13 protein-coding genes are annotated in these 12,418 nt (G+C 60.9%); 2 read left to right on the forward strand and 11 right to left on the reverse strand.

All coding sequences use genetic code 11. The features are described 5' to 3' along the window. Positions 1-26: 26 nt before the first annotated feature. Positions 27-1,139, reverse strand: coding sequence for an alkene reductase (locus tag GSQ83_RS16885; protein WP_158804036.1), 1,113 nt, complete (start codon positions 1,137-1,139; stop codon positions 27-29). A gap of 178 nt (positions 1,140-1,317) precedes the next feature. On the opposite strand from GSQ83_RS16885, the gene GSQ83_RS16890 reads away from it, so the two are divergent. Next, complete coding sequence (locus GSQ83_RS16890) at positions 1,318-2,202, forward strand: LysR family transcriptional regulator (RefSeq protein WP_158804037.1); 885 nt, start codon at positions 1,318-1,320, stop codon at positions 2,200-2,202. A 2-nt stretch (positions 2,203-2,204) separates the two neighbouring features. Here the strand turns inward: GSQ83_RS16890 and GSQ83_RS16895 are convergent, their stop codons facing one another. The 8 genes from GSQ83_RS16895 to GSQ83_RS16930 form a co-directional block, all read right to left on the reverse strand. Next, positions 2,205-2,984 carry an ABC transporter permease gene (locus GSQ83_RS16895; RefSeq protein ID WP_158804038.1) on the reverse strand — a complete coding sequence of 260 codons (780 nt, stop codon included), beginning with the start codon at positions 2,982-2,984 and terminating at the stop codon, positions 2,205-2,207. Further along, positions 2,981-3,943 carry an ABC transporter ATP-binding protein gene (locus GSQ83_RS16900; protein WP_158804039.1) on the reverse strand — a complete coding sequence of 321 codons (963 nt, stop codon included), beginning with the start codon at positions 3,941-3,943 and terminating at the stop codon, positions 2,981-2,983. The genes GSQ83_RS16895 and GSQ83_RS16900 overlap by 4 nt, the downstream gene beginning before the upstream one ends. Positions 3,944-4,027: 84 nt before the next feature. Continuing rightward, positions 4,028-4,393, reverse strand: coding sequence for a YkgJ family cysteine cluster protein (locus GSQ83_RS31380; protein ID WP_371418032.1), 366 nt, complete (start codon positions 4,391-4,393; stop codon positions 4,028-4,030). A 58-nt stretch (positions 4,394-4,451) separates the two neighbouring features. Further along, complete coding sequence (locus GSQ83_RS16910; protein ID WP_158804041.1) at positions 4,452-6,050, reverse strand: serine hydrolase; 1,599 nt, start codon at positions 6,048-6,050, stop codon at positions 4,452-4,454. A 67-nt stretch (positions 6,051-6,117) separates the two neighbouring features. Next, a complete protein-coding gene (locus GSQ83_RS16915) occupies positions 6,118-7,143 on the reverse strand; it encodes a Gfo/Idh/MocA family protein (protein WP_158804042.1) in 1,026 nt (341 codons plus the stop codon). A 12-nt stretch (positions 7,144-7,155) separates the two neighbouring features. Continuing rightward, complete coding sequence (locus GSQ83_RS16920) at positions 7,156-7,983, reverse strand: carbohydrate ABC transporter permease (RefSeq protein WP_158804043.1); 828 nt, start codon at positions 7,981-7,983, stop codon at positions 7,156-7,158. Then, positions 7,983-8,912 carry a carbohydrate ABC transporter permease gene (locus GSQ83_RS16925; protein WP_158804044.1) on the reverse strand — a complete coding sequence of 310 codons (930 nt, stop codon included), beginning with the start codon at positions 8,910-8,912 and terminating at the stop codon, positions 7,983-7,985. The genes GSQ83_RS16920 and GSQ83_RS16925 overlap by 1 nt, the downstream gene beginning before the upstream one ends. 1 nt (position 8,913) lies before the next feature. Further along, positions 8,914-10,350 carry an extracellular solute-binding protein gene (locus tag GSQ83_RS16930; protein WP_158804045.1) on the reverse strand — a complete coding sequence of 479 codons (1,437 nt, stop codon included), beginning with the start codon at positions 10,348-10,350 and terminating at the stop codon, positions 8,914-8,916. Between the two features lie 141 nt (positions 10,351-10,491). Here GSQ83_RS16930 and GSQ83_RS16935 point away from each other — a divergent pair, with 141 nt between their 5' ends. Continuing rightward, entirely contained in the window at positions 10,492-11,340 is an 849-nt protein-coding gene (locus tag GSQ83_RS16935) for a MurR/RpiR family transcriptional regulator (RefSeq protein WP_158804046.1), read from the forward strand. Between the two features lie 52 nt (positions 11,341-11,392). On the opposite strand, the gene GSQ83_RS16940 is transcribed toward GSQ83_RS16935, so the two are convergent. Continuing rightward, positions 11,393-11,635: a hypothetical protein gene (locus GSQ83_RS16940; RefSeq protein ID WP_158804047.1), complete on the reverse strand. Its 243-nt coding sequence runs from the start codon at positions 11,633-11,635 to the stop codon at positions 11,393-11,395. Positions 11,636-11,879: 244 nt separating this feature from the next. After that, complete coding sequence (locus GSQ83_RS16945) at positions 11,880-12,341, reverse strand: nitroreductase family deazaflavin-dependent oxidoreductase (protein WP_158804048.1); 462 nt, start codon at positions 12,339-12,341, stop codon at positions 11,880-11,882. Between the last annotated feature and the right edge of the window lie 77 nt (positions 12,342-12,418).

The raw sequence follows: 12,418 nt of genomic DNA on the forward strand, positions 1-12,418 counted from the left end.
TTCCTGGGCGGTTAATTGATCGGCGATCAGGCGGCCGCGCCGAAACGGGCGTAATCCGTGTAACCCTTGGCCTCGAAGGTGTAGAAGGTGTCCCGGTCGTGGGGGCTGAGAGGCAGGTCTTTGCGGATCCGGTCGGGAAGATCCGGGTTCGAGACGAAGTGGCGGCCGAAAGCCACGAGATCCGCATCACCCTTCTCGACGATGGCCGCCGCCGTTTCCGGCTCGAAGCCACCGGCTGCAACGATCCTGCCCTTGAAGATCGTTCGTAGGTGCTCGGCGGCGACTGGTGCCTGTCCTTCGGCCACAACCACGTTGCCCTTCACGCGGGGCTCGATGATGTGGAGATAGGCGAGGCCAAAGCGGTTCAGTTCCCGGGCCAAGTAGTCGAACAAAGCGCGCGGGTCGCTGTCGCCCATGCCGTTCCAGCGCCCATTTGGCCCGATCCGGACGGCGGCGCGGTCCGCGCCGAAGACTGACGTCACTGCTTCGGCGATCTCTAGCAACAGCCGCGCCCGGTTCTCGATCGATCCGCCATAGGCGTCCGTTCGCTTGTTGCTGCCGTCCTGGAGGAACTGATCGATGAGGTAGCCGTTCGCCGCATGTACCTCGGCGCCATCGAAGCCGGCTGCCTTGGCTCGTTCGGCCGCTCGGGCGTAGTCCGCGACGATGCCGGCGATCTCACCCACCTCCAGCGCGCGATGCGGCGAGGGCTTCACCCAGCCGCCGGGCGTTGAGGTGAGATGCGAGGCCTCCTGCCAATAGGCGGGGTCGACCGAGGCCGAAACAGGCTGCGGGCCGCCGGTCACATCGACATGCGACGACCGGCCGGTGTGCCATAGTTGGGCGAACATCCGCCCGCCCTTGGCATGAACCGCGTCGGTAATCGCCTTCCAGCCCGTGACCTGCGCGTCGGTATAGAGGCCCGGCGCACCGAACCAGCCGCGCGCCGAGGGCGAGATAGTTGTGGCTTCGCCGATGATCAGGCCGCCTTCCGAGGCGCGCTGACTGTAGTAGGTGCGCATGATATCGCTGGGAACGTCGCCCGGTTGACCGGAGCGCGAGCGCGTGAGTGGGGCCATGACGACACGGTGCGCCAGTGCGACCGCGCCGATCTGCACCGGGGAAAACAACTTAGACATGAGGCACTCCTGATTGCGGTTAGGGGTGAGGCAGATGAACTCAGCCAAGCTAGGTTCTCCCGGCGCCGCTTGAAATTGGGCTGCCGTTTGGAACATTCCGGACAGTGATGTCCGCAATTCACTGGATTTCTGGGTCAAGGACGGGCAGCAGGACGAGTATCGGCACGTTGGAGACAAGATGGATCGGCTCGGCCCGCTGAACGCCTTCATCCATGCCGCGGAAACGCGCAGCTTCACGGCGGCGGGCCGAGCGCTCGGCATCTCGTCTTCGGCGGTCGGCAAAGCCATTGCACGCCTGGAGGAACGGCTAGGCGCGCCGCTCTTCCATCGCAGCACCCGAAACATCACCTTGACGCCGGAAGGTGGCCGCTTCCTCAAGCGATGCCAGACGATCTTCAGCGAGATCGAGGCCGCGGAGCTGGAGATCGCGCAATCCACCGCGCCCAAAGGCACTCTGCGCGTCAGCCTGCCGCTGATCGGGATGCTGATGACGCCTCCCCTCGGGGCTTTCGCGAAGGCCTATCCCGAGATCACGCTGGAACTCGACTTTACGGACCGGCTGGTCGATGTGATCGAGGAAGGGTTCGACGTTGTAATGCGGACCGGCAAGGTCGCTGATTCGAACCTAAAAATGCGCATGCTCGGCACCTATGGCTACGTGATCGTCGGCTCCCCGGCCTATCTCGCCAAACGTGGCATCCCCCGCGAGCCGGAAGAGCTCGTCGGGCATGACTGTCTGTTTCACCGCTGGACGGCAACCGGAAAACTCGAGCGCTGGATATTCAGTCGCGAGGGTGCGGAGTTGGATTTTCAACCGCCCGCCTCGACCGTCGCGAATACGATGGAGCCGCTGATCGGACTGGCCGAGCAGGGACTAGGGCTGTTTTACACGCCGAGCTTCACGGTGCGTCGGCAACTCGCCAACGGCACCCTTCGTTCCGTGCTCGACGCTTCCCTGCGCAGTTCCGGTACGCTGCAGATCCTTTGGCCGCCGAGCCGGCACGGCTCGCCCAAGATCAAGGCTTTTGTCGATGTCATGGCGCGCACCGTCCTGGCGAGCTAGCGTCACGGCTTGAGGCGATATCCTGTTCTGAACATCCACCAGAGGACAAGCACGCACAACGCCACAAAGCCGCCGGTGAAGGCCAGGCTGATGCCGACGCCTACGTCCGCGGCCCCATAAAAGCTCCAGCGAAAGCCGCTGACGAGATAGACGACCGGATTGAACAGGCTGATCGTCCGCCAGGGCTGCGGTAGCATGTCGATCGAATAGAAGGCGCCCCCCAGAAAGGTAAGTGGCGTAACTAACAGCGATGGCACGATGGCGAGCTGTTCGAAATTCTTGGCCCAGATGCCAATGATGAAACCGAACAGACTGAAGGCGACCGAGGTCAGCACCATAAACGCAACCATCCACGCGGGGTGAAGGATGTGGACGGGGACAAAGAACGTCGCCGTAGCGAGAATGATGCAGCCGATCGCAATCGACTTCGTCGCGGCCGCGGCGATATAGGCGAAGACCGCCTCGAGCGACGATAGCGGCGCTGACAGGATCTCAAAAATTGTCTTGATGAACTTTGGAAAATATATGGCGATCGATGCGTTGGAGATGCTTTGAGTGAGGAGCGAGAGCATAATCAGTCCGGGGACGATGAATGCACCATAGCGCACCCCTCCGACATTTTGGATCCTCGAGCCGATCGCGCCGCCAAAGACGATGAAATAGAGGGCCGTCGTTATCACCGGAGTCGCCACGCTCTGCCAGATCGTGCGCAGCGTGCGAGCCATCTCGGTGCGATATATCATCCACATTCCAATGTGGTTGATCGCGCGCGGGCCTCTCATGCCGCATCTTCTAGCAGTTTGACGAAGATATCTTCGAGCGAGCTGCGTGTCGTTTCGAGATCCTTGAAATCGATGCGCATTTCCGACAGCCGATTGAGGAGTTGGGGAATACCCGTGGTCTCTGCATTAGCGTCGAAGCTGTAGGACAGCCGCTGCCCGTTATCTTTAAGCTCAAGCGCCCAGTCACTCAGTTCCGCGGGAATCGTTTCCATCGGAAGCTGCAGGACGAGAGTCAGCCGCCGCTTGCCGAGCTTTTGCATCAGCTTCGCGGTTTCCTCGACCAGGATGATCTTGCCGTCATTGATGACTCCGATGCGGTCTGCCATTTCCTCCGCTTCTTCGATATAATGAGTCGTAAGGATCACAGTGACGCCCTTCTTCCGCAGATTGCGAACCAAGGCCCACATATCGCGCCGCAGATTTACGTCGACGCCAGCTGTGGGCTCATCCAGGAACAGGACCCGCGGCTCATGACTGAGTGCTTTAGCAATCATCACCCGGCGCTTCATCCCGCCGGATAGTTCAATGACGCGGGTCTTACGCTTCTCCCAAAGAGAAAGATCCCGCAGCAGACGTTCAATGTAGACGGGATCCGCTCGCTGGCCGAATAGGCCTCGGGTAAAACAGACGGTGTTCCAGACCGTCGCAAAGATATCGAGCGCTATTTCCTGGGGGACAAGGCCTACCTTGGCGCGAGCGAGGCGAGAGTCACTCGTAATATCATGTCCATCGACGAGGATTTGGCCCGACGTCATAGTCACGATGCCGCAGACAATGCTGATTAATGTTGTCTTGCCCGCACCGTTTGGGCCAAGCAGCGCGAAAATCTCGCCCTCATCGATTGCGAGGCTGACGTTGTCTAAGGCAACAAGACCAGACTGATAGCGCTTTGTAACCGCGGAGATCGACAGAATCGAAGCTGCGGAGGTTGTTGACGCAATGCTTGTTTCGGCAGCCATTCTTTCCCGCCCTTATAAAGGCGTATTTTAGCAGACCTTTGCGCCTAGTAAACGGGCGGTGGATTGGGCTTCAACCTGTGGCGCTTACTCCTCTGCTGCTTCCTCAGCGCGCAGGCGGCGAACAGGTGTCTGTACGAAGCGTGCATATTCATAGACTGTGGGATCGTTTTGCTCCCAGCAAAAATAGCCCCGGCAATCAGCCGGCCGCGCGGGATAGACGGTGCAACGCCGATCGCTGCCTAGAAATTGGCAAGTCTCGTATCCGGCCTTGATACGCTTACGCCCGGCGCGCGTTACATGGACGATGTGTTTCGCCTCAAACGCTCGAGCCGAGATACCCAGGAAGCGCGAGAGTTTTGTGACGTCCGAGGGCGATACTTCTACATAGCCCGCCATTCTGCAGCAGAGCGCGGGGCATTTCAGGCAGTCAAGTGGGGACGGGTCTTTCATCCTCTATGTATGGATTGCGGACCGGGGGTCGTCCAGCTCTTCGCTATCTGGAGCGGCGTCAGCGTCTGACGAATGCGTTCCGGCCACTGGTGGCGTAGAATTCATTGGAGAACGCAGAAGCTCGACCGGAGCCACCCACCTTGAAGGTTATCGCGGAGACGGAACCATCGGGGGCATTCTCGCCGTCGGGGGTGTAGACGAAAACGGAGCCGTCCCAATGTCGCAATGGGTATTGCAGCCCCTTGGGGCCAATCCTCAGCGCAAGACCGTCTCCGCGGCCTAAGATCTCGGCGGGACCATAGTAGTCATTTTCATAGAGGCCCGCGTAGTTCTGCAAGTTTGACGGAGGTGCAGCCCCTGGTGGTGGCGATTTGCCTACGAGAGAGCCGGTTGGGGCGGAGATCCCTGCCACAAGTCCGCGATAGGCCGGCAGCCAGTCCCGCGTGACCCTGCCAAACTGCACAAGGTCGGCGAATGACGCAGACAAAGCCTCGACGACACCCACGGGGAAGGCATTGCTGAGAACAATGATGCCAAGTCCCAATGATGGAATGAGCACGAAATTGGTTGCTGCGCCCAGGTAGAAGGCGCCTGAATGGCTCATGGTGACGCGCCCGGACGGCTGAATTCCCACGCCAAACCCGTAGCCATAAAGACCCGGCCGCGCCGTCATGTCGGTTCCATGGTCGGTCACAATCCGCGCCGTCACTGCGGGGAGTAGCGCTTCCTGAGCGACAATCCGCTTGCCGCCGTAGGTGCCACCCTGCAGCACCATCGCAAGCCACAGCGCCATGTCACGCACCGACGAACTGACACCGCCGGCGGGGGATTGCGCATCCGGCTGGCGTTGGTATTTGGCCACGAACAGATCGCCGGTTCTGATATGTCCGACCGCCCGGTTCGGACGTCGTTCGAAATCCGCGAAGCGAGAGCTGGTCGATGACATGCCCAGCGGCCCGTAGACGGCTTTTTCCGCAAGGTTCGCCCAATCGGTCCCCGCGGCGACGGCAGCAGCCTCGGCGGCCGCCGTGACGCCAAAATTCGTATAGTCGTATTCATCGCGGAAGGAGTGCAACGGCAACCATCTGAGGCGCTCCAGCACTTGCCGGCGGTCGTAGCCGAGATCCTCCAAATCGTCGCCGGCGTGATCCGGCAGACCCGAACGATGGGCGAACATGTCACCAAGCGTGACGTGGCGGGTGATCCACCTGTCATTCAGCGCGAACCACGGCAGGTGCCGGATGACCGGTGTGTTCCATGCAATGCCCCCGAGGCCGACTTGCTGCGCCACGACTGTCGCGCTGACGGATTTCGACACCGAGGCGAGCTGGAAGACGGTGTCGGCGTCTACGGCGTCGGTTGTGCCGGTCTTTCGTACGCCGAAGCCTTTCGCATAGACGGTCTCGCCATCTCGCACCACGGCCACCGCGAGACCGGGGACTCCGCTTCTGCTCAGCAGATCCTTGGTCAAGCCGTCCAGTTTTGCGATTGCCTGGTCGATTTGGCCGGGCGGCACAGCAACGCCGACGGTCTGAGAAGGAGAGAGCGAGGGATCCGGCAGCGGCTCGGCGGCGGATGCTCTGGTCGCTATGGCAAAGCTCAGGCCGGCGCCGATCTTCGCGGCTTGCCGCCGCGCAATCAAAGGTAGCGTTGGCATCGTCCGGATCCCCCTCGGTTAAGGCTTTTGACCAGCCAAGCGGGATGCGCACAAGGCCAGATGCGACCTACCTGATTGAAACGGTCGCGCCGGTGCGAGCGGCTTCTTCGATCGCGGTGAGAATCTCGGTCGCCGCAAGTCCGTCTTCCGCGGTTGCGAGCAGCGGGCCATCCGCTACCACGGCATCCACGAAGCGGGCGATCGCCTCATAGACAAAGCCGCCAATACGGCCGGGACCTGCGGGGACTGCGCCGAAGAGATCGGCAGAGCGCAGCCCACCGCCCGTGAACTTGCGGAAGGCGCCGTTATCGGCCGTATTGACCTGCACGGCTCCCTTTTCACCGACCAATTCCATGCGGAAATCATAAAGCATGGGCGAGTCCGGAGGCAGGACCCAACTGTTCTCCATTGAGATGACGGCGCCGGATCGCATCTGCAGGATAGCAAGATGGACGTCCGCCGTATCCACGCCGAGGCTACGGAGATGCCCGTCCCGCCGCACCGCCTGCACGCGCTCCACCTCGTCGCCGGTCACAAAACGCAGGGCATCGACGACATGGCTGCCGAGGAACCACAGCGCCGAGGACCGGCTTGCCCAGCTCAACATCTCGCGCGGGACAAAGGTCGTGTTGCTAAGGCGAATGAAACCGTGGATCGGTCGTCCCAGCTCACCGGAGGTGACGGCATCATGGAGGGCGGCCACACCGGGATTTACCCGGTTGTGGAAGTCCAACATGAATTTGCGGCCGGATGACTTCACGGCCTCTGCCACGCGTTGCGTTGCCGCCAAATCAGTTGCGAGCGGCTTCTCACTCATCACGTGCTTGCCAGCGGCGAGAGCCCTCAGGATGATGTCGCTATGGGCGAAGTCGGGCGTCGCCACGGTCACTGCCTCAACGGCGGGATCGGCCAGAAGTTCGCCGAGATCCGTATATGCGCGCCTGGCACCGAAGCGCGTCTTCATCGCTTCCGCACGTCCAGCATCCACATCGCATACCGCGACGAGCGCGGCTTCAGGCAGCGTCGAGAAGACGCGCGCATGCTGCGAACCCCAAAGCCCGGCGCCAACCACCGCAAAGCCAGTCTTAGCCATCGGACGTCGCTCCTATCCTTTGATCGAGCCGAAGGTGAGACCCCGCACAACATAGCGGCCCATTACGAGAAAGATCAGCATCGGCGGCAGCATCGCCGCGACGGCGGCCGCCCCGATGTTGTTCCAGGTGATGCCCGCGCTGCCGAAATAGCCGAGCGTGCCGATCGGCAGCGTCGCGGTGTCCTGGTCGCTCAGCACGAGCGGAAAGGCCGCGTTGTTCCAGGCGAAGACGAAGGCAAACATGGCGGTGACGATTAGGCCCGGTGTCGCAAGTGGCAGAGTGATATGCCACCATATCTCGTGCAGGCGTGCCCCATCCAGCGCCGCCGAGGCTTCAAGGTCGGCCGGAATATCGTCGAAGAAGCTCTTCAGGAGCCAGACAGAAAAGGGCACCATGATCGTTTGCAGCACCAGCACCATCGCGAGATAGGTACCCGTCAGCCCGACCGCCGTCGCGACCAGGAAATACGGAATCAGGAAGGCAACCGGCGGCGCCATCAACAAACCCAGATACCAGAGCATCAGGTTCTTTCGGCCCCGAAAAGTGAAGCGGGAAATAGCGTAAGCCGCCGGGATCGAAAATGGAAGATTGAGGAGCACCGCGCCCCCCGCCACGATCAGGCTGTTGAAGAGTTGCCGCGCATTGGTTCCAGGGTTCACGAAAGTCTCGTAGAAGGCATTCCACTCTGGCCTGAAGAACAACACGGGCGGCATCTGGAACGCGGTCTCTGGCGGCCGGATCGCAAGCAGGAAGAACCATAGGATGGGGCCGATGAAGACGACCATCAGCAGCAGTAGGGCGGCATAGAGCCAAAGCTTCAGCACGATCCCACGCGACATCACACGATGTCCTTGAAGGCGAAGACGGCAAAGAGCGCGATCAGAACGTTGACGATGATGACGATCAACCAGGTGCTGGCGCTGGAAAGCCCGATGTTGAAGTCAACAAGTCCTTGCTGATACAGATTATAGGAGAGTGTTCGTGAGGCCGACCCAGGGCCGCCGCGTGTCAGCACCAAGACCAGATCGAACAGATTGAAGATCTGCATCAGCCGCAATGCCGCGACGAAGGCCATCGGCTTGCGAATCATGGGTATTGTGATCCGGCGCAGGATAGTCCAGCCGCCCGCGCCATCGATGCGCGCGGCTTCAACGATCTCGTCGGGAACAGAGAGCAAGCCAGCGAATAAGACGATGGCGCAAAAGGGTGTCCACTGCCAGATATCGGCCGCCAATACTGCCCAGAGCGCCGTGTGTTCGTTGCCGAGCAGACCCTGCGCTGGCAGCGGCAAATGAGCGGTCCGGATGAGCCAGGGGATCAACCCACCCTGTGCGTCGTACATATATCGGAACAGGAAGCCCGTCACGATCGGCGCGATGGTGGTCGGCATGATAAGGAGCGCGCGGCAGAAGTTCATGCCCACCAGCCGCACAGCCAGCAGATGCGCGATCGCGAGGCCAAGCGCGACCTCGATCGCGGTTCCGACAACCGCGATGGTGAGCGTGTGTCGAAGCGCTTCAACGAAGTCAGATTGCTCGATCGCCGCACGGTAATTCCCGAGCCCGATGAAGCCGAGCGGCTTCGGACTCATCTGGAGATTCCAGAAGCAGAAGCTGTTGCGCAGCGAAAAGACGAGAGGGAAGGCGACCAGCGCTGTCAGCAGGATGATCGACGGTGCGATGAGGATGAGGGGCAGTCGTTGCCGCCGTCGCTTTTCACGCGACGGCGGTGTGGTCCGAGCGCCATCCGCATAGGCGACGGCAGCCATGTCAGGCCATTGAGGCAATGAGCTTCTTGGTCGCGTCAAGCGTGTCGTCGTAAGACGGGAGCTGGTAGGGCAGGAGGTAGTTGCCTTTCAGCACATTGTCGAACAGATCCGAGGTCGCCGAGAGCGCCACGCTCGGGCTCGAATTGCCGGCGAGCACGCGGTTCAGGTTGAGGCCGTAAATTCCCTCGAGCGTGGTGTAGACGGGCGCCGGCGGCCGCACGATTTTGCCGTTGGATTGTTTAAGCAGGGCGAGCTGCAAGGGCAGGTATGGATAGAGTTTTTGCAGATCGGCGTCATCGTAGAGTGATGCGCGGCCGAAGTCAGAGAATTGATGTCCGAATTTATCGACCAAGGCCATCGCCTTCTGCCCCTTGGCCGAAGTCGCCCATTTGATGAATTGCCAGGCGTTGTCTTGGTTGGGAGCATAGGACGGAATTCCGAGGCTCCAGCCGCCGGCGCTGATGACCTGCGGATGTTTCGGATCATGCGGCAGTGTGGCGAAGCCGATCTGATCGCCGACCGGGGAGGGTTTCCCGGTCATATAGCCGTCACGCTGCGTCAGGTAGAAATAAGGCGTCCACCAGTAGAACATGCCGATATCGCCATGGGCGAAACGCATGCCGGCCTCAAACCAATTGAAGTTGATCGCCTCCGGCGGCGACAGTTTGTAGAGCTGCTCGTACATCGTCAGCGCCGCGACATTTTCCGGCGTGTTGATCGTCGGCGTGAAGTCCCATTTCCCCTCTGGAAATTCCTTAAACCAGTGCACACCCATGCTCGCCGCCAGCTGGGTGTACATATGGACGATAGGCTGCGGCTGCGAGCCGGCGACGACCGTGCCGAATAGCTTCTTGCCACCGACCGTTGCGCCGTCGAGCTTTTTGATCAGGTCGAGATAGGCGTCCCAGGTAAATGAAGCCGGATCCGGCATCGTCAGCTTCTGCGCTGCAAAGGCATCCTTGCGATACATCACACCCTGGCCGTAGGATGCGATCGGCAGAGTCGCGAAATGGCCGCGCCACGTGTTGAGCGAATAGAGAACCTCGGGAATGAAGTCCGCCAGATCGAGATCCTTGTCGCCCTTCATCATCGCATCGAGCGGCATGATCCAGTTGCTGTCGAGATATTGTCCCGTCCACATCTGATCGACGGTCACCACGTCAGCGTCCGGCTTGCGCGCGATGGACGACGAAACCAGGCGCGCCTGCAGGGCGTCGTAGGCGAGGTTCTCGAGTTCGACGGTGATGCCGGTCTCGGCTTCGAATTGGCCTGTGACCTCGCGCAGAGCGTAGTAGAAGGGATCCGCCACAACGAGAACCCGCACGACCTTCTTGCTCGCGGCGATGGCCGGCCGAGCAAGGGGTGCAGCCGCAAGCGCCGTCGCCAGTCCCGCCTTCATTGCTGTGCGCCGAGTAACTGTACCGGAATGGTCCGCCATAGATGCTGCTCCCTCTAGAAGTAGTGGATCGCCGCTCCAGAAAACTCTATTTATGCGGAGCAATGCTCCATTGCTCCTGTGGGCTTGTCAACAAAGGATTTTGATTGGGCCGTGAAAGATGCTCGGGAACCGCCAAGGTTGATGTTCAGGACGACCCCGCCTATCGTAGTCAGGTTGCAGTCGCAGTTTGCGGAACTGTCGCCGGCGCTTGCCCGCGTGGCGAAGCACATCATCAACTATCCTTCGGAAACGACCACGCTTTCGATCGAGGCGCTGAGCCAAATCACAGAAAGCGGCGAAGCAAGCATCGTCCGTCTTGCCCATATTCTGGGATTCGTGAGCTTCCGATCCTTCAAGCTCGCTCTAGCCGCTCAGTGCGGCGCGCCAGCGCAGGACCTGCAAGGGGGCGAGGTGGCTGATGAGGTCGAACGGCTGCGCCGCGACATGAGCGACAATCTCGAAGGCGCGGCGAGGCTGCTGGACCGCAACATCCTTAGGAATGCCGCGAAGGCGCTCGTCCTGCGCCGTCATGCCAATATCTACGGCGGTGGGGTCTCGGCGATGGTCGGCGACATCCTGGCCGCTAAGCTTTTGCGCGCTGGAATTTGGGCAACCTCTTACCGCGATAGCAATGTCGCGCTGGAGGTCATGGCGCCGGCGTCCCGCGATGCGGTCGCAATCGCGATTTCCGACAGTGGCAGCACGCTGGAAACTGTGCGGCTGCTGCGCGCCGCACGCGCCGCCGGCGCACTGACCGTGGCAATCACCAGCCGGCCATCGAGCCCGATCGCAGGGCATGCCGACCTCGTCTTGCTGACGGCGCCGATGGCGCAGCCGCCCTCCGCGGGCTTCGTCACCTCCGTCGTCGCGCAATTCTTTGTCTTGCAAGCGCTCGTCGACAGCGTGGCGGCGACCTTGGCTGGCGCGAACCAATCGACGGCAAAGAGGCCAACCTCGGGCCTGGCCGTGAAACGCTCGCCACGTCGGTGAGGTCGCGGCTCTCGCATGGGCAAGCGTCAACCCCAAAGCAGCTCACAAACCGTTACTCAGGCTCTCGAGATGCGATCCACTCATCCATGAAATCCTCTATCTTCTGGCGGACCTCATCCGCGGTCTCACCTAGAAATTCCGGAAAGCTCTCCAGAACAAGTTTCTTTTCCTGCTTGTCGAAGACATAGTTAGGTCTCCCGGCGAACTTTACGCGCCCCCACTCTCCGATGGGACGGAGTAACTTGTCGATGCGAGTTTGATATCTGAACCGCCGATCCCCTTCACCTTCAGCCAACCTTACCTCCGCGTTCCCAGGGCACTCGTCGATGCGGCCATCAAGCCATCGCACGCCGGGCGTGTATCATGGCTATATTGGGTGAAGCTGATGCAAAGCCCGCCGGGCCGCGCTGACCCCCCAACCTCCGCCGGCACGTCGGGCATTGCTCTCGCTGTAGCCGGAGATGCGGATTTAGCCTCGAATGCATAGCTAGGCCCCTGTAAGCGGCAACCCCAGGTCGCCGGTCCGACCTGGGACCGGATCAGACGATGGGGTCGAGCAGGACGACGGGGATTTCCCGCTCGGTTTTCTTCGCGTAGTCGGCATAGGGCGGCCAGAAGTTGAGGGCCTTTTGCCATAACGGTTCACGTGCCGCGCCGGTGATCGTCCGCGCCTTGGCTTTGAAGTCTTTGGTGCCGACCCGAACTTCGACCTCGGGATTGGCGACCAAGTTCTTGTACCAGCCCGGATGCTCGGGCGCGCCACCTTTGGAGGCGACAATAATGATGCTGTTGCCGTCCTCGCCGTAAAAGAGCGGGAAGATGAACTTCTCGCCGGACTTGCGGCCAACAGTGGTGAGGAGCAGCGAGGGGACTGTCATTTCTGGGTAGCCGGGTGGAGTGACGGTATACATGTGGCCGTCTTTGCCGCCGCTGGAGATGTAGCGGTTGGCGTGGTCGATCATCCATTGCGGGAGATTGGGGGCGAGCTTCGCTTCAGCCATAGGGCGCTTTCCTTCTATAACCAATCGAGCCTAGCACAGCCACGCGGGATGCCCAGTGGCCGGCCATCAACTGTTCA

The sequence above is a fragment of the Acidisoma sp. L85 genome (genome assembly GCF_009765865.1).
Lineage (GTDB): Bacteria > Pseudomonadota > Alphaproteobacteria > Acetobacterales > Acetobacteraceae > Acidisoma.

What these genes read in the sequence shown, in the direction of transcription:
- GSQ83_RS16900 (WP_158804039.1), bottom strand. Translation starts at nt 3,943, where the DNA reads ATGGCTGCCGAAACAAGCATTGCGTCAACAACCTCCGCAGCTTCGATT.
- GSQ83_RS31380 (WP_371418032.1), bottom strand. Translation starts at nt 4,393, where the DNA reads ATGAAAGACCCGTCCCCACTTGACTGCCTGAAATGCCCCGCGCTCTGC.
- GSQ83_RS16935 (WP_158804046.1), top strand. Translation starts at nt 10,492, where the DNA reads ATGTTCAGGACGACCCCGCCTATCGTAGTCAGGTTGCAGTCGCAGTTT.
- GSQ83_RS16885 (WP_158804036.1), bottom strand. Translation starts at nt 1,139, where the DNA reads ATGTCTAAGTTGTTTTCCCCGGTGCAGATCGGCGCGGTCGCACTGGCG.
- GSQ83_RS16920 (WP_158804043.1), bottom strand. Translation starts at nt 7,983, where the DNA reads ATGTCGCGTGGGATCGTGCTGAAGCTTTGGCTCTATGCCGCCCTACTG.
- GSQ83_RS16925 (WP_158804044.1), bottom strand. Translation starts at nt 8,912, where the DNA reads ATGGCTGCCGTCGCCTATGCGGATGGCGCTCGGACCACACCGCCGTCG.
- GSQ83_RS16945 (WP_158804048.1), bottom strand. Translation starts at nt 12,341, where the DNA reads ATGGCTGAAGCGAAGCTCGCCCCCAATCTCCCGCAATGGATGATCGAC.
- GSQ83_RS16895 (WP_158804038.1), bottom strand. Translation starts at nt 2,984, where the DNA reads ATGAGAGGCCCGCGCGCGATCAACCACATTGGAATGTGGATGATATAT.
- GSQ83_RS16915 (WP_158804042.1), bottom strand. Translation starts at nt 7,143, where the DNA reads ATGGCTAAGACTGGCTTTGCGGTGGTTGGCGCCGGGCTTTGGGGTTCG.
- GSQ83_RS16890 (WP_158804037.1), top strand. Translation starts at nt 1,318, where the DNA reads ATGGATCGGCTCGGCCCGCTGAACGCCTTCATCCATGCCGCGGAAACG.
- GSQ83_RS16930 (WP_158804045.1), bottom strand. Translation starts at nt 10,350, where the DNA reads ATGGCGGACCATTCCGGTACAGTTACTCGGCGCACAGCAATGAAGGCG.
- GSQ83_RS16910 (WP_158804041.1), bottom strand. Translation starts at nt 6,050, where the DNA reads ATGCCAACGCTACCTTTGATTGCGCGGCGGCAAGCCGCGAAGATCGGC.